The 19,110-nt window shown below is 63.3% G+C and carries 24 protein-coding genes and 1 pseudogene; 16 read left to right on the top strand and 9 right to left on the bottom strand.

What is annotated here, in order from left to right:
• The first annotated feature begins 8 nt into the window (after window positions 1-8).
• Together tnpC and ACFLEY_RS32890 are read left to right on the top strand one after the other, a co-directional pair.
• Complete coding sequence (tnpC, locus tag ACFLEY_RS32885; RefSeq protein ID WP_224517700.1) at window positions 9-1,553, top strand: IS66 family transposase; 1,545 nt, start codon at window positions 9-11, stop codon at window positions 1,551-1,553.
• A gap of 250 nt (window positions 1,554-1,803) precedes the next feature.
• Complete coding sequence (locus ACFLEY_RS32890; protein WP_060909900.1) at window positions 1,804-2,448, top strand: ParB/Srx family N-terminal domain-containing protein; 645 nt, start codon at window positions 1,804-1,806, stop codon at window positions 2,446-2,448.
• Between the two features lie 26 nt (window positions 2,449-2,474).
• On the opposite strand, the gene ACFLEY_RS32895 is transcribed toward ACFLEY_RS32890, so the two are convergent.
• The gene (locus tag ACFLEY_RS32895; RefSeq protein WP_129557429.1) at window positions 2,475-3,068 is read right to left on the bottom strand and encodes a hypothetical protein; all 594 of its coding nucleotides are present in this window, start codon (window positions 3,066-3,068) and stop codon (window positions 2,475-2,477) included.
• The gene (locus tag ACFLEY_RS32900) at window positions 3,034-4,032 is read right to left on the bottom strand and encodes a hypothetical protein (protein WP_211433824.1); all 999 of its coding nucleotides are present in this window, start codon (window positions 4,030-4,032) and stop codon (window positions 3,034-3,036) included. The genes ACFLEY_RS32895 and ACFLEY_RS32900 overlap by 35 nt, the downstream gene beginning before the upstream one ends.
• A gap of 350 nt (window positions 4,033-4,382) precedes the next feature.
• Here ACFLEY_RS32900 and ACFLEY_RS32905 point away from each other — a divergent pair, with 350 nt between their 5' ends.
• The gene (locus ACFLEY_RS32905; protein ID WP_396604303.1) at window positions 4,383-5,120 is read left to right on the top strand and encodes a hypothetical protein; all 738 of its coding nucleotides are present in this window, start codon (window positions 4,383-4,385) and stop codon (window positions 5,118-5,120) included.
• A gap of 55 nt (window positions 5,121-5,175) precedes the next feature.
• On the opposite strand, the gene ACFLEY_RS32910 is transcribed toward ACFLEY_RS32905, so the two are convergent.
• From ACFLEY_RS32910 to ACFLEY_RS32930, 5 genes are all read right to left on the bottom strand, one after another.
• Window positions 5,176-5,583 (bottom strand): hypothetical protein, encoded by a 408-nt coding sequence (locus ACFLEY_RS32910; protein ID WP_060909896.1) that lies wholly within the window; start codon window positions 5,581-5,583, stop codon window positions 5,176-5,178.
• Entirely contained in the window at window positions 5,580-5,948 is a 369-nt protein-coding gene (locus ACFLEY_RS32915; protein ID WP_060909895.1) for a DUF2958 domain-containing protein, read from the bottom strand. Before ACFLEY_RS32915 ends, ACFLEY_RS32910 begins: the two co-directional genes overlap by 4 nt.
• 103 nt (window positions 5,949-6,051) lie before the next feature.
• Window positions 6,052-6,321: a hypothetical protein gene (locus ACFLEY_RS32920; RefSeq protein ID WP_060909894.1), complete on the bottom strand. Its 270-nt coding sequence runs from the start codon at window positions 6,319-6,321 to the stop codon at window positions 6,052-6,054.
• On the bottom strand, window positions 6,318-6,560 hold the full coding sequence (locus ACFLEY_RS32925; RefSeq protein WP_129557427.1) for a helix-turn-helix transcriptional regulator: 243 nt from the start codon (window positions 6,558-6,560) through the stop codon (window positions 6,318-6,320). The genes ACFLEY_RS32920 and ACFLEY_RS32925 overlap by 4 nt, the downstream gene beginning before the upstream one ends.
• A 4-nt stretch (window positions 6,561-6,564) precedes the next feature.
• Window positions 6,565-6,744: a hypothetical protein gene (locus ACFLEY_RS32930; protein WP_060909892.1), complete on the bottom strand. Its 180-nt coding sequence runs from the start codon at window positions 6,742-6,744 to the stop codon at window positions 6,565-6,567.
• Window positions 6,745-6,938: 194 nt separating this feature from the next.
• Between ACFLEY_RS32930 and ACFLEY_RS32935 the strand changes: the two genes are divergently transcribed.
• The 13 genes and pseudogenes from ACFLEY_RS32935 to ACFLEY_RS32995 form a co-directional block, all read left to right on the top strand.
• A complete protein-coding gene (locus ACFLEY_RS32935; RefSeq protein ID WP_171901178.1) occupies window positions 6,939-7,616 on the top strand; it encodes a hypothetical protein in 678 nt (225 codons plus the stop codon).
• Between the two features lie 37 nt (window positions 7,617-7,653).
• Window positions 7,654-8,598, top strand: a complete 945-nt coding sequence (locus tag ACFLEY_RS32940) for a phage terminase large subunit family protein (protein WP_396604304.1) — start codon at window positions 7,654-7,656, stop codon at window positions 8,596-8,598.
• Between the two features lie 21 nt (window positions 8,599-8,619).
• A complete protein-coding gene (locus ACFLEY_RS32945; RefSeq protein ID WP_060909889.1) occupies window positions 8,620-9,462 on the top strand; it encodes a terminase gpA endonuclease subunit in 843 nt (280 codons plus the stop codon).
• A 3-nt stretch (window positions 9,463-9,465) separates the two neighbouring features.
• The gene (locus ACFLEY_RS32950; RefSeq protein ID WP_049831874.1) at window positions 9,466-9,690 is read left to right on the top strand and encodes a phage head-tail joining protein; all 225 of its coding nucleotides are present in this window, start codon (window positions 9,466-9,468) and stop codon (window positions 9,688-9,690) included.
• Window positions 9,691-9,693: 3 nt separating this feature from the next.
• Window positions 9,694-11,283, top strand: a complete 1,590-nt coding sequence (locus ACFLEY_RS32955) for a phage portal protein (RefSeq protein WP_082755800.1) — start codon at window positions 9,694-9,696, stop codon at window positions 11,281-11,283.
• A gap of 10 nt (window positions 11,284-11,293) precedes the next feature.
• Window positions 11,294-12,310 carry a head maturation protease, ClpP-related gene (locus ACFLEY_RS32960; protein ID WP_060909888.1) on the top strand — a complete coding sequence of 339 codons (1,017 nt, stop codon included), beginning with the start codon at window positions 11,294-11,296 and terminating at the stop codon, window positions 12,308-12,310.
• A gap of 25 nt (window positions 12,311-12,335) precedes the next feature.
• The gene (locus ACFLEY_RS32965; RefSeq protein ID WP_060909887.1) at window positions 12,336-12,701 is read left to right on the top strand and encodes a head decoration protein; all 366 of its coding nucleotides are present in this window, start codon (window positions 12,336-12,338) and stop codon (window positions 12,699-12,701) included.
• Window positions 12,702-12,807: 106 nt separating this feature from the next.
• The gene (locus ACFLEY_RS32970) at window positions 12,808-13,833 is read left to right on the top strand and encodes a major capsid protein (RefSeq protein ID WP_249163060.1); all 1,026 of its coding nucleotides are present in this window, start codon (window positions 12,808-12,810) and stop codon (window positions 13,831-13,833) included.
• Window positions 13,834-13,856: 23 nt separating this feature from the next.
• Window positions 13,857-14,201 (top strand): hypothetical protein, encoded by a 345-nt coding sequence (locus ACFLEY_RS32975; RefSeq protein ID WP_060909885.1) that lies wholly within the window; start codon window positions 13,857-13,859, stop codon window positions 14,199-14,201.
• Entirely contained in the window at window positions 14,198-14,920 is a 723-nt protein-coding gene (locus ACFLEY_RS32980) for a hypothetical protein (RefSeq protein WP_060909884.1), read from the top strand. The genes ACFLEY_RS32975 and ACFLEY_RS32980 overlap by 4 nt, the downstream gene beginning before the upstream one ends.
• Before the next feature lie 162 nt (window positions 14,921-15,082).
• On the top strand, window positions 15,083-16,606 hold the full coding sequence (locus ACFLEY_RS32985; protein ID WP_060909883.1) for a phage tail sheath C-terminal domain-containing protein: 1,524 nt from the start codon (window positions 15,083-15,085) through the stop codon (window positions 16,604-16,606).
• An 82-nt stretch (window positions 16,607-16,688) separates the two neighbouring features.
• Complete coding sequence (locus ACFLEY_RS32990; protein WP_028152434.1) at window positions 16,689-17,051, top strand: phage tail tube protein; 363 nt, start codon at window positions 16,689-16,691, stop codon at window positions 17,049-17,051.
• A pseudogene (locus ACFLEY_RS32995) lies at window positions 17,051-17,287 on the top strand (phage tail assembly protein); the annotation flags it as partial. The gene ACFLEY_RS32990 and the pseudogene ACFLEY_RS32995, both read left to right, overlap by 1 nt.
• Before the next feature lie 159 nt (window positions 17,288-17,446).
• On the opposite strand, the gene ACFLEY_RS33000 reads toward ACFLEY_RS32995, so the two are convergent.
• Complete coding sequence (locus ACFLEY_RS33000; protein ID WP_060909881.1) at window positions 17,447-18,256, bottom strand: hypothetical protein; 810 nt, start codon at window positions 18,254-18,256, stop codon at window positions 17,447-17,449.
• A 30-nt stretch (window positions 18,257-18,286) separates the two neighbouring features.
• A complete protein-coding gene (locus ACFLEY_RS33005; RefSeq protein ID WP_373565337.1) occupies window positions 18,287-18,781 on the bottom strand; it encodes a hypothetical protein in 495 nt (164 codons plus the stop codon).
• Between the last annotated feature and the right edge of the window lie 329 nt (window positions 18,782-19,110).

Raw genomic sequence — 19,110 nt, forward strand, 5'->3', positions numbered from 1 at the left:
AGGAAGCGATGATTGAAGCCGAGCGTCGTCGCGCAGACGATGAATGCTCGGCGCGCCTTCATGTCGAGAGTGAACTGGCTGCGTCCAAAGAGAGCGTCGAACGCCTCGAACTGCTCGTGAAGGAGTACGAGCGCGCACGTTTCGGTAAACGCTCGGAGAAGTTCAATCCCGATCAGATGCAACTGGTTCTCGAGGACATCGAGATTGCCATCGCCGAAGTCCAGGAACGCCAGGACGATCGTGCGCGCCGCGCCGGCACGGCGCCGTCCAGCCGCCGGACCAGGCGCGCTGCCCGTGCCTTTCCCGCGCACCTGCCGCGCATCGAGCAGGTGATCGAACCCGAGAACCTCGAGTGTCCCTGCGGCTGCGGCCGGATGGTCCAGATCGGCGAGGATCGCTCCCGCCGTCTCGATGTCATGGCCGCCCAGTATCGTGTGATCGAGACGGTGCGACCGCGCTACGCCTGCGCAAAGGGCTGCACCGGTGTTGCTCAGGCGCCGGCGCCCGCCCATCTCGTGGAGGGTGGCATCCCCACCGAGGCGCTGCTGGCGCAGGTGGCGGTCGCCAAGTTCAGCGAGCACATGCCACTCTATCGTCAGTCGCAGGTTCTGGCTCGGCATGGCATCTTCATCGATCGCGCCGTTCTGGCAGACTGGATGGGAACGGTCGCCTTCCACCTCGCGCCGCTGGTCGAGCGCATGAGCGTCGTGATGAAGCAATCGGGCCGCTTGTTCATAGACGAGACCAGGGCGCCTGTGCTCGATCCGGGCCGGGGCCGAACGAAGACCGGCTATCTGTGGGCTGTCCTGCGCGACGATCGCGGCCACGGCGGCGCTGATCCACCAATCGTGGTCTACCACTACGCGCCAGGACGCGGTGGTGACCATGCTGAGCGCATCCTCGAGGGCTTCGACGGCATCCTTCAGGTCGACGGATACCAGGGCTATCATCGGCTCGCACGGCCCAAGCGCAAAGGCGGCGTGCCGCTGCGGCTGGCCGCATGTTGGTCCCACTCAAGGCGCAAGATCATCGCAGCGACTCCGAAAGCCGGCTCACCCATCGCCGAAGCCGTTCTCGCGCGCATCGCCGCACTCTATGCGATCGAGAAGGAGATCCGTGGCGCCGACGCCCCGGCTCGGCAAACGACCCGTAACGAGCGATCACGGCCGCTCGTCGCTGAACTCGAGAGGTTTCTGCGCGAGCAAGCCGCTCGCCTGTCGCCGGGCAGCGAGATGGGCAAGGCGATCGCCTATCTCCTGAACCATTGGGATGGCCTCACCTTGTTTCTCGACGATGGTTGCGTTGAGATGGACACCAATCCCGTCGAAAATCAAATCAGGCCGCTGACTCTGACGCGTAAAAATAGTTTATTTGCTGGTCACGACGAAGGTGGTCGTTCATGGGCGCGCATAGCTTCGCTCATCGCCACCTGCAAAATCAACAGCGTGGAGCCCTACGTCTGGATGAAAGCGACGCTCAAAGCGATCGCAACCGGTCACCCGCAGTCCCGGATCGACGAGCTCCTGCCCTGGTCGTTCGGCCGCACCTCGTAATTCTCCGTCGTTGCCGCCTCCATACCCCCCGCCAACGATTTGCAAACACGTTGATCAACAGACTGCAATCCCCACGCCAAACCTTTGCGAATGGGACGCGAACGTCGCTTACGTCCTACCGATGAGACGAGCTTGCGCGGGTACGCGGGACCGCGAACCTTGAGCATATTAGGGCCCTTCCGTTTTGGGCTTTGATTGAGCCCCGGCCCCCGGGAAACGGCCAAGAAATCGGGAAATCATCGGCTCTGAAATGGACGCTTTGATCGATAAAGCCACCGTTGAGGTATGGCCGATCGGGCGCCTGCGGCCCTATGAGCGGAATTCCCGGCGTCACTCGCCGCAGCAAATCGAGCAGATCGCGGCATCTATCCGCCAGTGGGGCTGGACGATGCCGATCCTCGCGGCGGATGACGGCATGGTTCTAGCCGGGCACGGCCGACTGGCGGCGGGCAAGCTCCTCGCTATCGCCGAGGTGCCGGTTATCGTGGCGCGCGGTTGGAGCGATCAGCAAAAGCGCGCCTATGTCATCGCGGACAATCGGCTCACCGATGCGTCCGAGTGGGATGACGAGATGCTCCGGCTCGAATTGAACGACCTTCTCGAAGGCGGCTTTGAGCTATCGCTTACCGGCATCACCGAGGGCGAGCTTTCGCGGCTCTCGGTCGGCGTCGGCGAGCTGGAAGCGATGCCGGAATTGCCGGATGGCGACCGCTCCCCATATCGCGACATGACTTTCATACTGTATGGCGAGCAGTGGGAGACGGTCGACCGCGCAATCAAGCTCGCGATCCTGCCGCGCAAGCCGGGCGATGCCAACCCGAACCGATCGCCGCAGGGCAATGCGCTCGCTCGCATCTGTGAAGAATACCTGGCGCGTCATGTCACCGATGGCTAAGGACATAAAGGTGACTGCGCACCACTTCAGCATCGTCGACAGACCCTCCTTACAGTCCTCCGAACCGTCGGACCAGGATTTACAACGGTCTTGGTGATTGTCGCTGCTGTCTGGCCAGCTTGCTGGCCCGCCTTGTTTCCTGCAACACCCCCAACTACACCGCCCACTACAGTGGCAGCCCCTGACGCGGCGGCGCCTGCCGCTGCTGCCGCTGGGATTTCATTCAGCGTCGTTGCGGCATCTATCACATTCCCCACCGTTGGCTTCTTGATCATCGCCTTAATTGCCGCGATACCTTCCTCAGCGCGTGCTTTTGCCCCGTCGAATGCGGCTTGCTCAGCCTTGTAGAGTTCGATCATGCCTGGGAGCTCCGGTAGCGAGACTTTTTGCACGGGTCCGCCCTTGTAAAGCTTGGCAGTAAAAAGACAGTCCCAGTACATCGTGTCGCGAGGTGGATCGCTCTTGTCATTGTCAGCGCGTTCCCAAATCCACTGGAAGCGCGGCCTTACTTCCTTGGGGTCCTCAGTGCGACACTTGTCGAGAATCAAGCCGACCATTTCAGGGCTTGGTCCGTACGCCACGAAGTTAATAAAGGCGATTTTTTGGCTCGATTGCCGCAACTTTCCTTACCGCATCCAGCGTCAACGGACTCGCGGTTGCCGTGTACTTCTGCAAGAGATAAGCGTTCACTGCAATATTGTGACGCGAGAAGCCTGGATCGTTCACGATCGCATTTAGTCGTCCAATGATTCCAGTCGTGTCGGCAGAGACCCGCGCCAGCACCATAATCCGCGAACGAAGGTCCTCGAGCCTTGTGCTGAGCTTTTCCATTTCTGCAAGCTGCTTCTCTACCAATATCTTGCTTGGTTCGTACTTGATGATCTCACCTGCAACGGGCAGGTTCTTAATCGCATTCTCGACGTCATTGAGAGCGTTGCGGATTTCGTGAATGGTCTTCGTCGGTGAAGGCAGAATAATGGGGAGCGGAGGGAGGGGAGCTTCATCACAGACAGGGTTCGCAACATTGAGGACAACAGCGAGCCGATCAAGCATAGGACAATCCATAAATTTGAATCCGCAACGGCTGTCTTCGCAATACTTCGGAATAAAACCGAGAAGCTTATCGTTCCTCTTGATCCAGCGCGTCCATTTGCGAAAAGCTTCGGTATCGCGCTCCTCGGCGATGTAAGCCCATACACCGGCCGCATGGTCGTTGCTAAAGGTTGTCTCCGACCCTCCATCAGCAGCACCCTCGCGTAGCTTCCGCGGAGAGCGCCACCATCGACCATCAGTTCCCTGAGATCTCTTGACGGTATCGCACCCTCGCTTGTCTCCCACGCTGCAGGTCAGTCCGCTGAAAAGTATGGTGTCGCCATCGTTGCAAGGCAGGAAATAGGTCGTCCCATCTTCGCGCGTTTTTGGCTCGTCAAACTCCTTTGACAAGAAGCCCTCGCAGAATGGCAGGCGCGCTTCCCAAAACGTCATCGCAGTGTCAAGACGATCCGAAGCTCGCGCTTGTGGCATGCTGCTCAATGAAACAGCGACGACGATGGATAGAGGAAGAAGCGACCGCCTGAGGAACATAAGAGCCTCCAGCACGCGACGCCGGGTCCCACAGATGCAGGCACCCAGCAAGTACCAAGTTGCCCTACAGCAATTCCATCTGCGGTTGCGGAGATTAGCCCGAGAAGAGACGATGATCTCGATGCAGATCGTCGCACCCGGTGCAAATGCTGCGTCGCAACTGCGACTTAGGACGGGGGCACCTTTGGGTCATTCTCGACCGACCCAAGCCTGCGGCGAGTGCGGCCCTATCCGCTATGCCCCGAAAGCCGAAGTGAATTCAGAGCATTGGCGACGGGCTGTTGTTGTGGGCTGTGGACCATCCCAATACCGGAGCCTCGAATCATGCGCTGCGAACTAAGTGACTAGCCGTGGGACAGGCTAAAGGAATCCGCGTCACGCCGATCGCGAAGAGAGACGCAGACGCGCTGCTCATGCGGCTGCATTACAGCCACAAGACGGTCAACAATGCTTTCCTAGCGCTGGGCGTCTTTCTCGGCGCGCGCCTCGAAGGCGCGATGACGTTCGCCCCGTCGATGGACAAGAGCAACATTCAAGGGCTGGTGCGCGAGACGCCGTGGAACGGCTTCCTAGAATTGAACCGGCTCGCCTTCTCCGAGGCGCTGCCTCGCAATAGCGAGAGCCGCGCGCTCGCTATTGCGATGCGGATGATCAAGAAGCACTATCCGCACATCGGCTGGGTGATCTCGTTCGCCGATGGATGCCAGTGCGGCGACGGCACGATCTATCGCGCATCGGGCTTCGTCCTGACCGGGATCAAGGTGAACAAGAGCCTTCTGCGACTGCCCGACGGTTCGGTTACGCACAAGATGACGCAAGTGACCGGCAAGAACCGTGCGGCCCACTTCGCCAGGACTGGCGGATCATGGTCGGGTCAGGGCACGCCGCTCGACGGCTACCAGATGCGGTACATCTATTTCCTCGATCCGGCGGCGCGCGCGCGGCTGGTGCCGAAGGAAATCGAATATTCCGAGATCGAGCGGCGCGGCGCCGGAATGTATCGGGGAATTGCGCGTGGGAAGCAGGCGATGGCCGAGGCCCCCTCGGAACAGCGGCGGCGCAGCACCGACCCCCACGCTCCATCATAGGCGGATCGATAAAAAGGCCCCGGGGATCGCCCGGGGCCGGTTTGCTCGATAGCCATCAGTTCGTGATGCGGCACTCGCTGCCGAGAGTGCCATCGGCCAGATAGACGCGGACCTTCCACCGCCTTCTGTCGATCAGGCCGAGATTTGCGCGGTGGCAAATGCCGTCTGCGATGGCATCGGCCCTAGCGGGGCTGCGGCTCCCGATGGTCAAGTCGACGCTGGCGTTGAAAGCGCTAAAGGACGCGCTCGTGGCGATGTCCGTCCTGACCGCAGTCTCTTTGATGCTCATGATGATGCGATAGTCGTGCTTGAACTCTTCCAACTCTCGCTTCTTCTCGGCTGATTGCTCGGAGGTCTCTCGTGGGGCTTCCGGGGCGCTGCTGGTCGGCGTCTTGGCGGCGCCGATGATGATCAGCAAGAGCAGGAAAGGAGCGCCGAAACCACGAATGGTGCTCACCTTCACGACATGATCCTTCGGGCTTGCCGTGCGCGTTCGGTATGGACCGAAAGCGGCTCCTCGGTTGACCAATACAGGTCGCGTTCGAGCGGTAGACCATGGCCGCCGATATTGACCCGCACGCTCTCCATTTCCGATCGCGCGACATATCCAAGCTCGGGCTCGCCCATGCCGAGGTCGCAGAGACCGTACAGGCGATCTGGTTCGGCGGGATCGCTCTCGGTCAGCAGCCAAGTGGCGTCGCCGTAGGGGTTGAAGACCTTGACGACCGGGACGTGATCCGGCTCGCGCTGACCGGCATTCTGCGCGGCGCGCGTGGCCGCGCCATTGGCGGCGAGTTGGTCGAGGATTTCTTTGGTGAATATCTTCATGGGTATTTCCCTTTGATCGGGCGCCGCACCGTGCGGGCGCCTTCGACCCCTCACGCCCGGGAGCCTCGCGGCGCCGGGCGGGATCGGGAATTGTGCTGGGCGGCTATCCTTTCGATTTGAGGGAAAGCAGTTTCTCGATCAGCGCGGCGGTCAGCAGCGTGGCGTGGCCGTCGGGCGCAATGGCGTAAATGATCGCGCGCCGGGTGAAGGCAGCGGGATCGCTCTCGATCTCGCGGGCGGCCTCCATGGCGGCGAGCACCGTGGATCGCTTCTCGACGCGGTACTGACCGCGCCCGAGGAAAAGCGAAGCGGTGAAGTAATCCGCTTTGCGGATCGCCTCGACCGCGCGGGCCTCGATCTCGGTCAGCGTCATCGGCCAACCCCGAGCGATAGCGCCGCGATTGCGAGCGAGATGTATTTCGGGATCGGCTGGTCGCCGTGCTCATAACCGGCCCATGCGCCGCGCGAGCAGCCGATCGCGTCGGCGGCTTGGCGTTGCGAGTAGTCGAAGCGCTGGCGCCATTCGGTCAGCGATTGAGCGGTGCCGAACAGGCGCGTGGCGTCTTCGATCTGCGCGGCGGCGGCGCCGATGTCTGCGGGAGTGCGTGCCATCACGTTACTCCGTGCCGTATTCGCAGACGCGGTTGCCGTTGGCGTCCTGTACCGATCCGCAGGCGCGGTGCCCGGCCTCAAGGCGATCGGCGATCTGGCGCAGGATGCGCGCGATCTCGGGCTCGAATTGATCGCCCGCGAAGGCGTCGTGCTCGGTTTTGATGCTGACGAAAAAGCGTTGCATCGGTGGGTCTCCTTTCGGCCTCTCGCGGAATTGCGAAAGGTCTCGACCCCCGAGGCCGGGTGGCTGGATCGGTCAGCGCCCGGCGGGAGACCGGCGGCGGCCCGGTAATGGGCCAAATCCCCGGCGGAATGGCCCAGATTTAGGCCACTGGTCGGTGGTTGGAAGATCCTTCGAGTCGAATTCCGGGGCTTAAAATGACGGAAGATCAAAGGGTTACGGCGCCTCCGCAAAGGCCCGTAGGGGCCTCACAGGGCCTCGCCGATCCCGGCGGGGCTTCCGGCGCCCCGGGCGGCAATGCCGCACCAGCGGGCGCGGACGGCGGCGGGCGCGGCCAACTACTGACGAGCAATCTTGCCGGGCGGCTCCTCATGGTCTCGGCAGAGCGCGTGCGCCAACTCGCCCGCGAGGGATGGATCGAGAAGCAAGGCAAGGACCAGTTTTATCTGGTCGATGTCGTGCAAGGTTACATCCGCTTTCGCAACGACGCGGATCGGCGCGCGCAGAAATCCGCCGCTGACAGTCGGGTCCGCGACGCCAGGGCGCGCGAGATCGAGTTGCGCAACGCGGTGCGCGAAGGCCGCCTGATCGAGATCGACGAGGCGATGGCGATCGTCGAGCAGATCACCGGGCTTTTCAGAGCAGAGACCGCCGGGCTTCCGGCGCGCGTGACGCGCGATCTGCAATTCCGCAAGACAATTGAAACGGCTTTGAATGACATCCTCGAACGGGTCGCAGATATTGCCGCCGAAAGGGGACGTGCTGTGGCATCGGCTCGCGTTGCTAGCGAGACCGTCGCGGCCAACGCCGCCCGACGTGTGGGCGGCGACGAACCGCATCTATCCACAGACAGCCGCGATCCCCGGGCCGCGTGACCCGCATCTGACGCCTTACGTTATCGAGCCCGAGCGCGTGATCGCGAGCGGCGAGTATCGGCGCGTCGTCATGGTCTTCGGCGCGCAGACCGGCAAGTCCGAGGCGATGCTCGATGTCGCGGGGCAGCGGCTCGATCAGCGACCGGGCCCCATCCTGTACGTTGGTCCCAACCGGCAATTCCTCACCGAGCAGTTCGAGCCGCGCGTCATGGCGCTGCTCGATCAGGCGCCGACGCTGACCGAGAAGCTCGCGCGCGGCAAGCGGATGACGAAGACCCGCAAGACGGTCGCAGGCGTCCCGTTCCGTCTCGCTCATGCCGGATCGTCGGCCGCGCTCAAATCGGACCCGGCAGTCCTGGCGCTGGTCGATGAATACGACGAGATGCGCTCGAACGTGAACGAGCAAGGCGGCCCGCTCGGTCTCGTTGAGCGGCGCGGCGACACCTATGCGGATTTCGTTTGCGTGGTCACGTCGACACCAAAGCGCGGGCGCGTCGAGGCCGTTGAGGACAAGCGATCCAAGCTGTTCTTTTGGGACGTTGCCGTGGCCGACGACATCGAGAGCCCGATCTGGCAACTCTGGCAGCAAGGCACCCGGCATCACTGGTGGTGGCCGTGCCCGCATTGCGGCGAATACTTCGTCCCGCGCTTTAACCTGATGCGCTACCCGGCGAAAGCCTCGCCGATGGCGGCGGCGCGCGAAACCTATCTGGAATGCCCGCATTGCGGCGGCATCATCGAGGACGGCTACAAAGCGGCGATGAATGAGCGCGGCCGGTACGTCGCGCCCGGCCAGACCATCGATCGCAACGGCCAGGTTTCCGGCGATCCGCCGGATACGATGTCGGTGAGCTATTGGGTCTCGGGCCTCGCATCGCCGTTCGTCTCGTTCGGTGATCGCATTCGGGTCTATCTAGAAGCTATCGCGCTTGGCGACGACGCGATGGTGCAACAGGCGATCAATGCAGGCTTCGGTGAGTAGTATTCGCCCGGCGGCGGCGAGGTGCCGGAATGGGCCGAGATCAAGGAGAAGGCGCGCCACGCCGAATACCGGCGCGGTGAAGTCCCCGACGGCGTCCTTCGCCTCTCGATCGCCGCCGACGTGCAAAAGCAGTCCATCCCCTACGTCATTCGCGGCTGGGGTCCGCGCGCCACGTCATGGCTGATCGATTGGGGATACCTGCGCGGCGATACCGCCGAGACCGAGGTGTGGGACCAGCTCGCCGAGTTGATCTCGACGCCGATCGATGGCCTGCCGATCCATCTGACATTCGTTGATAGCGGCTTCCGCCCGGGCAAGGCGGACACATTGCCGCTCAATCGCGTTTACGAATTCTGCCGCCGCTTTCCGAAGCGGGTCCGCCCGACCAAGGGATCGAGCGCGCCGATGCGGGTGCCGCTGCTCCTGTCCAAGATCGAGGTCAATCGATCGGGCAAGGCGGCGAAGTTCGGTCTCGATCTGGTGCGGCTCGATACCGATCATTGGAAATGCTGGGTGCACGAGCGCTTGCGCTGGCCGCCGGAAACTCCGGGCTCGTGGCAAGTGCCCGTCGGCATCGATGACGACTATTGCCACCAGATCGTTTCCGAGGCGCGGGTCAAATCGCCGACCGGGCGACCGGAGTGGATCAGGCGGTCGAAGAACAACCATTTCCTCGACTGCGAGGCGATGCTGGCCGCGACCAGCTACCTCATGAACATGCAGCGGGTCGGCATGCCGCGAGAGCGAGAGACGCCCGCCAGGACAAACGAAAATCCGCCGCCGCCGAATGACGTGCCGCCGACGCACCGGCCCATGCCGCGCGCGCCGCGCCGGATCGTGCGGTCGGGCTATTTGGGAGTGTGAGCCATGGCGAAGAAACCGGGCACGCTGACGTTCACGCAACAGCAGCAGCAAGACTTGCTGACCGCGATTGCATCGGGCGCCGAGCGCGTCAGCTATTCGGACAAGTCAGTCGAATATCGATCGTTGTCCGAGTTGCGGGAAATCCTCGCGGGGATCGATGCCGATCTGAGCGGCGTGAAGGCGCGCCGCACGTTCCGCATGGTCTCGCCGTGGGACAAGGGCCTCTGATCGATGCCCGTCCCCGCCGCCGTCGAGAAGCCGCGCTATCGCGTCAAGGCGCCGTCGATCCGCAATCAAGCCGATCCGACGGCGCCCGCGACCATAGGCGGAACGCCGCGCCAGACCGGCTTTGATGCGGCGCGCTATGCCCGGCGGCTTGCGCCGTGGCGCCCGGCGACGGTTACGTCCAACGTCATCATGTCTTGGCAGGGCGACATGCTGCGCGCCCGCGCCCGGGACGTGCTGCGCAACAATCCGCATGCGACCGCCGCGTCCGAGAATTTTGTCGGCAACCTGATCGGCGCCGGGATCAAGCCGTCGTCGCTGATCACCACCGAGGGCCAGCGCGATGCGGTGATGACCGCATGGCTCGACTGGACCGACGAGTGCGACGCCGACGGCCTCGCCGACTTCTACGGCCTGCAATCGATGGCCGCGCGATCCCTGTTCGAGGCGGGCGAGTGCTTCATCCGCTTCCGCGCCCGACGCGTTGAGGACGGACTTTCGGTGCCGCTGCAAATCCAGATGCTTGAAAGCGAAATGCTGCCCTATTGGGACAACCGCATCGCGCCGAACGGCAACTACGTGATGAACGGCGTCGAGTTCGATTTCATCGGGCGGCGCGTCGCTTACTGGTTCTTCGTCAACCATCCTGGCGACGGGCCGATCGAGATGGGCGGCATCAATACCGATCAGGTGAGAGTGCCCGCCGATCAAGTCCTCCACATCTTTCGAGCAACGCGCCCCGGCCAAGTCCGGGGCGTTCCGTTAGTGACGCCTGCGCTGGTCAAGCTGTATTTCCTCGACCAGTACGACGACGCCGAACTCGATCGCAAAAAGCTTGCGGCGATGTATGCGGGCTTCATCACCACGCCCGCGCCCGAGGACATCTTGCCGGATGTCCAGCCCTCGGAGACCAGCGATCAAGTCGGCATCGCGCCGCTTGAGCCGGGCACGATGCAAGCGCTGCTGCCCGGCGAGGATATCAAGTTTTCCGAGCCCGCCGATGTCGGCGGCACCTATGAGGCATTCCAGTATCGTAACCAGCTTGCCTGCTTCTCGGCGATGGGCGTGCCCTACATGCTCGGGACCGGCGATACCCGGCGCGCGTCCTACTCGTCGCTGCGCGGCGTCATCGTCGAATATCGGCGCCGGTTGGAGCAATTGCAGCACAACGTCATGGTTTTCCAGATGTGCCGCCCGATCTGGCTGCGCTGGATGAATGACGCCGTGCTCGCGGGCACGATCGCGTTGCCCGGCTATGCCGACAATCCGATCGCCTATCAGCGGGCGAAGTGGATCGCGCCGCGCTTTGAGTGGGTCGATCCGCTCAAGGACCGGCAAGCCGAGAAGCTCGCGGTCGATAGCGGTTTCAAGTCGCGCAGCGATGTCATCGAGGCCGAGGGCTACGACCCCGAGGAGACCGACGAGCGGATCGCGGCGGACAAGGAGCGCGAGAAGAAGCTCGGGCTCGACTTCCCGATCCACGGCGCGTCCTCGACGCAACCCGTCGATCCGAACGCCGATCCCGTCGCGCCCGATCCGCAAGAGGTCGCCGACGAGACCGCCGACGAGGCCGACGACAATCAAGCCGCAGCATAGGAGTACGACCATGCGCCGATGGTTCTCGATGAAGAAGACGGACGATACGACCGGCGAGATCATGATCTATGACGAGATCGGCCGCTCCTATTGGGGTGAGGACACGATCTCGGCCAAGGATTTCGACACCGAGTTGAAGGCGCTCGGCGACATCACCCGGCTTGACCTGCGGATCAACTCGCCCGGCGGCGACGTGTTCGATGGCGTCAGCATCCACAACACCATTCGGCATCATCCGGCGAACGTCACCGCCTATGTCGATGGGATCGCGGCCTCGGCCGCGTCCTATATCGCAATGGCCGCCGACAAGATCATCATGCCCGCGAACTCGTTCCTGCTCGTGCACGGCGCCAGCGGCTTCTCGTTCGGCAATGCCGACGACATGCGCGCGATGGCCGACGATCTCGACCGGATCGACCAATCCCTGACCGCGACCTATGCGAACCGGAGCGGCAAGCCGGTCGATAACGTGCGCGCGCTGATGAAAGAGGACCGCCTGATGTCGGCGGAGGAAGCGAAGGAATTCGGTCTCGCCGACGAGATCAGCGGCGAGGTCAAGATGGCGGCCAACTACTCGCTGCGGCTCCTGCCTCCCGCCGCTGCGGTCAAATTCAAGGCCACCATCAAGACAACCGCCGAACGGGAGCCGCCTCCTGCTCCGGCTGTTGAGGAACCGGGTCCGAAGCCGGAGACGGCGGCGGACCCGGGTCCTGTCAATCGCAGCGGCGCCGAGGTCATCAGCCTCGATGCAGCACGCAAGGAAGGGCGCGAGAGCACGATCGCCTACGTCAACGAGGTGAATTCGCTGTGCGCGCTCGCGGGCCTTCCCGCCTTGGCGCGCGATTTCATCAAGGCGGGCGAGACCGTCGAGAACGTGCGCGCCAAGCTGATCGATGCGCGGGCCGCCGCCGACGAGAAGCTCCAGACCCAACATCATCGCGCGATGCCGACGCAGGCGATGCGCGAGAAGAACACTGCTGCGTGGTCGCGGATCGCGGAGCAGTTGAACGCGCGCATCCGCATCTAACCCAGCCGCTACAGGAGAAGCAACCATGGCTACCTTCAACGAGGGTCGGCACCCCGCCGAGTTTTTGCTGTCCGAGGCGAACGGCCAGCGCTCGCGCGGCAACATCACCATCGGTGCCATGCAAACCATTGTGCCCGGCCAAGTGCTTGGCCAGATCACCGGCGGCAATTGGGTCGCGCATGATCCCGCCGCAGCCGATGGTTCGCAGACGGCGGGCGCTATCGCGCTCTATGGCGCGGTGACGGGTGCCGGTGCGACCGCAGCCATCTCCGCGATCGTCCGAGAGGCCGAAGTGAACGGCAAGACTCTGTCGTACAAAACGGGCCTGACCGCTCCGCAGATCGCGCAAATCGCGACCGATCTCGCGGGCAAGCAGATCATCGTCCGCTAGCGGCAAACCCCTCCCAACCATCCCAGCAATCTATCCGACCTCAACAACCACGGCGGCGTGCTGTCGGGGGTGCGGGTGGCTTTTGTCTTTTTGAAAGGAAACGGCAATGCCCATGCTCGACATCTTCAACAGCGATGCATTCAGCGTCACGTCGCTGACCGATGCCATCAACAAGCTGAAATTCGTCCCGGGCTATCTCGGGTCGCGCGGCTTGTTCACCGAGAGCGGCGTGACCACCACGTCCGTCGCGATCGAGCAGAAGAACAACGTGCTCGCGCTCGTCCCGCCCACGCCGCGCGGCGGCCCCGGCGTGACGCTGGACAAGGGCAAGCGCTCGCTGCTCTCGATCAACGTCCCGCATTTCGAGGTCAACGATGCGGTCTACGCCGAGGAAGTGCAGAACATCCGCCAGTTCGGTCAGGAGAGCGGCGAGGATAGCGTGATGCGGCTCGTCGGCGAGCGCATGCAGACCGACGGCCAGTCGCAGGAAGCGACCATCGAGTATTCGCGGATCGGTGCCGTCAAGGGCATCGTCACCTATGCCGATGGCAGCACGCTCAATCTCTACACGCTGTTCAACGTCGCGCAGCCTGCCGAGGTCCCGTTCGATCTCGGCAATGCGAACCCGGCTTCCGGCGTGCTGCGGAAGCTCTGCTCAACAGTGACCCGCACCATCGCGGTGGCGCTCGATGGCACGCCATTCACTGGCGTGGAAGCGATCTGCGGCGATGCGTTCTTCGACGATCTGATCGCCCATCCCGAGGTGCGCGAGACCTACAAGAACTGGACCGCCGCCGAAGAACTGCGCCAGGGCTACGTCGCCTCGGGGCAGATTTACGGCACGTTCCCGTTCGGCGGCATCCTCTGGACCAACTACCGCGGCCAAGTCGGCACCACGCCGTTCATCGCGACGGACAAGTGCCACATCTTCGCGAGCGGCGTCCCGGGACTGTTCCGCACCTACTTCGCGCCCGCCGACTACTTCGACACGGTGAACACCCTCGGACAGAACCGGTACGCCCGGCAGTACATGATGGCGAACAACAAGGGCGTCCATCTCGACGTGCAGACCAACAATCTCAACATCTGCACGCGCCCGGGCACGCTGATCCAAGGCAGGCGGACGGCCTAACCGCAGCGGGGCGAGCCATGGGAATGGACTTTTCCACGCTCGTCCTTCTGCCGGGCATGACCACGTTCGCGATCTCGGTGACGGTGCGGCCCGAGGTCTCGCAACCCGGCGCGCCCGACTATGCGGCGCGCGGCGTCTTCTCGTCGGGTCCGACCGACGTGCAGATGCAGGACGGCACCATCTTTTCCGATCAGCAGACGACGCTCGGCATCCGCTTGCGCGAGTGGACCGTGCCGCCGGTCAACGGCGATCGGATCACCATCAACGAAGGCGTTGCCGCTGGCACCACCTTTTGGGTCGCCGATAGCAGCGGCGACGGCCAGGGCGGAATGACACTCACACTCCGCAAGACGGACCGGCCCGAATGAGCACCTACGCGATCGAAATCGCCGACAGGGTGCTCGAATTGCTCAAGGCCCCGACGGCTGACGAGCCGACGCCGTTCTTCAAGTCGTACTGGCGCACGCCGATGCGGCAAGTCGCGGCCTCCGATCTGCCGTTGCTCGGCGTCTACATCCTGCGCGAAACGCGCGGGCCCGACGGCGACGAGAACGCGGGCGAAATCCGTTTCATCCACCGGCTGCATCTTGGCATCGCGGGCGCGATCTCGAACGCCGACCCCGGCGAGCAGTTGCGCATCTTGGAAGAGCGGATGGCCGGCATCGACGAGCGGCTGCTTACCAATCCCGCATTCGTCTGCATGATCGAGGGCGTGACCGCGATGGATCGGCGGTCGCAATACGCGCAAGTCGCCGAGACGCCAGTCGCCGAAATCCAAATCGAGATGGTCGTCACCTTCCGCACCTATTGGGAGCCGGTCGTGCCCGACGACTTCAAGACCATGCACGTCGAGACCCGGTATCCGACCGCCGATGCCGATCCCGCCGAGGTGCAGCAGATCACGCAGGAATACGACATCCCGCAAGATGCGAAAGGAGCGCACGATGGTCCGCAAACTCCGGGTCAAGGCCGTGGGCGATCTGAAATTGAAGCACCCCAGCGCCGGGATGATCCGGCCCGAGGGTTCGATGTGGCCGGCCGATCAATTCACGCTCCGCCGCCTGCGCGAGGGCGTCATCACCGCTGACACGACCGAGCCCGCGAAGCCGAAGCCCGAGCCGAAGGCCAAGGCCGCGACCGCTCCGCACAGCTAGCCGCTCGCTTCCCCGACATCGCTGATCCGTTCCGCGTCCGACCGCGCAGGTCGGCGATGGGCGTCGCCATGCCGTAACCCGAAGGAGAAATCCCGATGCCCATCTCGTTCAATGACATCCCGGCCAACTGGAGAATGCCGCTGTATTGGGTCGAGGTCGATCCGTCGAAAGCGGGATCGCTCACCCAGCGGCAACCGGCGTTGCTGTTCGGGTACAAGCTCCCGACCGGTCACGCGACGGTCGATGTGCCGGTGCCGATCGGCTCACTCGCCGACGCGCAGCAAGGCGCCGGGATGGGCTCGATGCTCGATGCCATGGCGCAAGTCTTCTTCAAGAACAGCGCCTCGCAGGAAGTCTGGATGGTGCCGATCGCCGAACCGGCGACGGGCGTCGCGGCGACTGGCAAAATCTCCGTGACTGCCGCGCCGACGCAGGCGGGCACGATCTATGTCTACATCGCAGGGCGCCGCGTGCCGGTGCATATCGACGCCGATGATACGATGTCGATCGTCGCGCAATCGATCAACGACGCGATCGGCGCCGACCTCTCGATGCCGGTGACCGCTACCGCCGCCTCCGCCGACGTGAATCTGACCGCCAGGCACAAGGGCGTCGAAGGCAACGACATCACCATCGCGATCAACTACGGCGGCTCGCTCGCGGGCGAGACGTTGCCCGCCGGTCTCGTCATCGATATCGGCACCGGAATGCTCGCGGGCGGCACTGGCGTGCCCGATCTGGACGCCGCGATCTCGGCGATGGGCGACGAGGTTTACGACTATGTTGCGTTCCCGTTCACCGACAGCACGTCGCTCGATGCGATCGACATGGAATACGGGTTCTCGGACAATGGCCGCTGGGGCTGGATGCGCGAACTCTACGGCCACGTTTTTAGCGCGCGGCGCGGCACCTATGCCGATCTGCTGCAATGGGGCCCGAACAACAATTCGGGCGTGATCTCGGTGATGAGCATGGAGCCCGCCATGCCATCAGCGCCGTGGGAAGTGGCGACGGCCTATGCGGCCAAATCGGGCCGCGCCCTGATCAATGATCCGGCCCGCCCGCTGCAAACCTTGGAATTGACCGGCGTGCTCGCGCCGCCGAAGCACCAGCGGTTCCTGCTGTCCGAATGCAACGCGCTCGCGGGCGCGGGGCTCGCGACGCAGGGCGTCGGCGCCAACAATGTCCCGGCGATCCGCCGAGAGACCACGACGTATCAGAAGAACCTCTACGACCAGCCCGACGACGCTTACGAACTGGTGACGACGCTCGCCACGTTGTCGGCGCTGCTGCGGCGGCAGAAACACGCGATCACCAGCAAGTTCCCGCGCCACAAGCTCGCGGATGACGGCACGCGGTTCGGTCCCGGTCAGGCGATTGTCACGCCGAAGATCATCAAGGCCGAACTGGTCGCGCAATATCGCCAGGATGAATTCAAGGGCCTCGTCGAGAACGCGAAAGCCTTCAAGGACAATCTGATCGTCGAGCGCGATACGACCAACCCGAACCGGGTCAACGTGCTGTATCCGCCCGATCTGATCAACCAACTCCGCATCTTTGCGGTGCTGGCGCAATTCCGCCTGCAATACGACCGGGGCTTCGATCAGTCGGTGATCTAGGCCCCGCGTCGCTCAATCCGCCATGCCCGCCCGCGCGTGAAGCGCGCGGCGGGCTTTTTCATTCGCAACAGGGAGCACGGCAATGGGCGTCGCAATCGCAGGCACCGCCTATCTCAAGGTGGACGGCAATCAATACCCGCTCAAGGGCTCGTTCGTGGTCAGCCCGAGCGCGGTCGAGCGCGCTGGCATCGCCGGGCAGGACTACGTGCACGGCTACTCGGAATTGCCGCGCGTCCCATACATCGAGGGCGACATCTCCTCGCGGCCCGAGATTTCGCTGGAAGACATGGAGTTGATCACCGACGCGACGGTCACCGCGGAATTGATCAACGGCAAGGTCTACGTCCTGCGGAATGCGTGGTGCAAATCCGCGCTCGAATTGAACACGCACGACGGTCAGTTCCGCGCCCGGTTCGAGGGCCAAGCCTGTGACGAGATCAGCTAATGCCCGAGGCCAATCCGAAACTTGAGGCGGTGGCCGACGAGGCGCCGCCGCCGCAGATCAAGCCGCTCACCTTCAAGCTCCGAAAGCCGGTGGATGCCCACGGCGAGAAGATCAGCGAGATCACGTTCCGCGAGCCGACCGGTGCCGACATCGAGGCGGCGGGCCTGCCAGTCAACATCGATTTCGCCTTCGACCCGCCGCGCATCGAATTCGACGCCCGCAAGATGTCAGCGATGATGTCGGTGCTGGCGGCGGTGCCGCCATCGACCATCCGCGCGCTCGCGCCGAAGGACTGGCTTTCTCCTTCATTTTTTTGCGTGGCCGTTGGCCTTCCGCTTCTTTTTGGCGCCGCGGTTCTGTTTGCGAGCCAGCCGGCCTTGCGCTCGCGTTCGACATCAGCCGAAAACTGCGCGAGCGGCACGAGCGGGGCGGATCGACCCAGCCGCACGAACTGCGGCCTTCGCGGTCTTCCCGTTCTTCCCTGCTGGCGGCTTCGCGGCCTCGGCCGCCTCCCTCGCCATCTTCTGCGCGGTCTTCCAGTGAACCTTCTTCTTCGCTGCCTTGCCGTCCTTCGGCGGCTTCAGCTTGACCTGTCCCCGGAATATCTCGATCTCGTCGTGGTTCTTCAGATACTGAAGCTTCAGCTTGATCTGCTCTGCTGTGAGCCCGGTGTCTCGCGGCAGCGTGTCGATGGTCACCCATCGGTCGCGCGAGAGGTATTCGACCAATTTGACGCTGCGCGACGAGGTCGGTTTCGGAGCGGCTTCCACGGGCTTCGGCACATAGGCCGCGATGGTGTCGCGAACGCCGGTCACGATCTTGATGAGGCGCACCACCAGTTCGCTGAGATCAGCCATCTCGCTGCGCATCGCGGCGACTTGGACCGGTATGGGCAGCACGTCGGGCTGCGGCAACGACATTGCCTTTTGGACCAGCAACTGCGCCGGCTTCTTCGGCTTCTCCTGCGACATCTTCGGCGAGACGTTGTCGGCACGGAGCAGCCTGCGCACGTCGGCGCGGGTATTCATGCGTGAGCGCCAGTCGCTGGTGGACTTGGCGACGACGATCTTGCGAACCTCCTTCTCGGGAACGACCTGCCACGCGATCTCGATATGGCCGCCATTGGTGTCGCGGAGATGCGCCTTGATCCCGTGCGCCTTCAGCTCGTTAACCGCGATCTCGGTCAGCTCATTGGAGTAGGCCATGGTTGTTAGCTCCTTCTTCCTTCTCTATGGCTAGACGATCGCCGCCGCGCGACCGCCGAGCGCCGCATCGATCTCTGCGAATGAATGCGTGGCGCCGGTCCTGGCGCCGCTGATCTCGTGCCATTCGCCTTTGTCGTCGAAGGGCGGCGCGAACACGGTCAGGGCGTCGCAGGCGTTGAAGCGAATGAGCGCGGCGATGCCGTCCTCGGCGCGGCGATAGAGCCAACGGCGCAGGGCCGGGTCGCGGTGCGCGTCCGGGTATTTGGGATCAACCCAAATCTGGACGACTTGGATGTTCTGCTTGGAGCCGTCACCATTCGTGATGGTGATGAAATCCGGCATCAGGTCGATGACGTAGTGCGAGCGATCGGGCCGGGAGAGTTCGGCGGCGTCGTCGTTGATCAGCCAGCGGCAGTTCCAGAGGCCGCATTCGGGCGGCATCTGGTGCGTGTGATAGACAATGCAGCCCTTGTGGAATTTCTGGAAGCGGCACGCGACGCCAGCGCCTTTCCTCAAGGGCGGCACCGGCAATAGCTTACAGCACAGCTGACAGTCTCCACACCTTCGCATGGCCCGTCAAACTCCCACACACGCTTCTTTTGTTCGCGCGGTTTGCCCGCTGCGATGGCGACGCGAGCAGTTGTGCCCGCGTCTCCTTACATCATCATTGGAATACCAAATACGGCGAGAGTTAGCCCGATACCCGCGAACATCATTGCTCCGAGATCCTGACGACCTCGGAGCGAATGAGCGCAAGAGTGCATTCGCCTCGCGCGAGATGACCAAGTTGGTCAGGGAAAAAGAAGCATTATCAATCGAGTCAAATCACAAGAAACGTCGCGCGCACTCCATCT

Source organism: Bradyrhizobium sp. YCK136 (assembly GCF_044570075.1).
In the GTDB taxonomy this organism is placed as follows: domain Bacteria; phylum Pseudomonadota; class Alphaproteobacteria; order Rhizobiales; family Xanthobacteraceae; genus Bradyrhizobium; species Bradyrhizobium diazoefficiens.

Bases quoted from the DNA above. Each gene is read 5' to 3' on its own strand.
- ACFLEY_RS32950 (WP_049831874.1), top strand. From the start codon at position 9,466: ATGGCGAAGAAACCGGGCACGCTGACGTTCACGCAACAGCAGCAGCAA.
- ACFLEY_RS32970 (WP_249163060.1), top strand. From the start codon at position 12,808: ATGCCCATGCTCGACATCTTCAACAGCGATGCATTCAGCGTCACGTCG.
- ACFLEY_RS32915 (WP_060909895.1), bottom strand. From the start codon at position 5,948: ATGAAGATATTCACCAAAGAAATCCTCGACCAACTCGCCGCCAATGGC.
- ACFLEY_RS32920 (WP_060909894.1), bottom strand. From the start codon at position 6,321: ATGACGCTGACCGAGATCGAGGCCCGCGCGGTCGAGGCGATCCGCAAA.
- ACFLEY_RS32965 (WP_060909887.1), top strand. From the start codon at position 12,336: ATGGCTACCTTCAACGAGGGTCGGCACCCCGCCGAGTTTTTGCTGTCC.
- ACFLEY_RS32980 (WP_060909884.1), top strand. From the start codon at position 14,198: ATGAGCACCTACGCGATCGAAATCGCCGACAGGGTGCTCGAATTGCTC.
- ACFLEY_RS33000 (WP_060909881.1), bottom strand. From the start codon at position 18,256: ATGGCCTACTCCAATGAGCTGACCGAGATCGCGGTTAACGAGCTGAAG.
- ACFLEY_RS32900 (WP_211433824.1), bottom strand. From the start codon at position 4,032: ATGTTCCTCAGGCGGTCGCTTCTTCCTCTATCCATCGTCGTCGCTGTT.
- ACFLEY_RS32890 (WP_060909900.1), top strand. From the start codon at position 1,804: ATGGACGCTTTGATCGATAAAGCCACCGTTGAGGTATGGCCGATCGGG.
- ACFLEY_RS32975 (WP_060909885.1), top strand. From the start codon at position 13,857: ATGGACTTTTCCACGCTCGTCCTTCTGCCGGGCATGACCACGTTCGCG.
- ACFLEY_RS32925 (WP_129557427.1), bottom strand. From the start codon at position 6,560: ATGGCACGCACTCCCGCAGACATCGGCGCCGCCGCCGCGCAGATCGAA.
- ACFLEY_RS32955 (WP_082755800.1), top strand. From the start codon at position 9,694: ATGCCCGTCCCCGCCGCCGTCGAGAAGCCGCGCTATCGCGTCAAGGCG.
- ACFLEY_RS32930 (WP_060909892.1), bottom strand. From the start codon at position 6,744: ATGCAACGCTTTTTCGTCAGCATCAAAACCGAGCACGACGCCTTCGCG.
- ACFLEY_RS32935 (WP_171901178.1), top strand. From the start codon at position 6,939: ATGACGGAAGATCAAAGGGTTACGGCGCCTCCGCAAAGGCCCGTAGGG.
- ACFLEY_RS32990 (WP_028152434.1), top strand. From the start codon at position 16,689: ATGGGCGTCGCAATCGCAGGCACCGCCTATCTCAAGGTGGACGGCAAT.
- ACFLEY_RS32960 (WP_060909888.1), top strand. From the start codon at position 11,294: ATGCGCCGATGGTTCTCGATGAAGAAGACGGACGATACGACCGGCGAG.
- tnpC (WP_224517700.1), top strand. From the start codon at position 9: ATGATTGAAGCCGAGCGTCGTCGCGCAGACGATGAATGCTCGGCGCGC.
- ACFLEY_RS32985 (WP_060909883.1), top strand. From the start codon at position 15,083: ATGCCCATCTCGTTCAATGACATCCCGGCCAACTGGAGAATGCCGCTG.